General features: G+C 70.0%; 1 protein-coding gene. It reads right to left on the reverse strand.

Annotated elements, in window-relative coordinates:
* Positions 1-380, reverse strand: a 380-nt coding sequence (locus VTU_RS28320; protein ID WP_010107015.1) for a SwmB domain-containing protein, incomplete at both ends; no start/stop codon positions are given.

Consider the following 380-nt stretch of genomic DNA (forward strand, 5'->3'; position numbering starts at 1 on the left):
CCTCGGTGCTGTCCACGTCACGGCTCAGGTGCAGGGTCACGGTCTTGGCCGTGGCATGGACCGTGACGTTCTCGACGGTTATGGCCACGCCGCTGGCGCTGCTGACTGCAAAGGCCGTCGCGGGGACCGTATGGGTGGCGCCCAGGCCCAGGCTGCTCACCTCCGTGTAAGTCAGCACCAGCTCGCGCCCGCTGACCGTGGCGCTGCCGAGCACGGGCGCCGTGGTGTCGGCCGCGGAGTTGTTTTTCACCACCTCGTTCGTGAGGTTGTCCGCGTCGTTGCCGGCTGCGTCTTGGAGCACGTCGGGGCCAGCCGCGGGCCGGGTGTAGCTCACGGTCACCGCCTCGCCGCTGTCCACGTCGCGGCTCAGGCGCAGCGTG

The organism is Verminephrobacter aporrectodeae subsp. tuberculatae At4 (assembly GCF_000193225.1).
Classification (GTDB): Bacteria; Pseudomonadota; Gammaproteobacteria; order Burkholderiales; family Burkholderiaceae_C; genus Acidovorax; species Acidovorax aporrectodeae.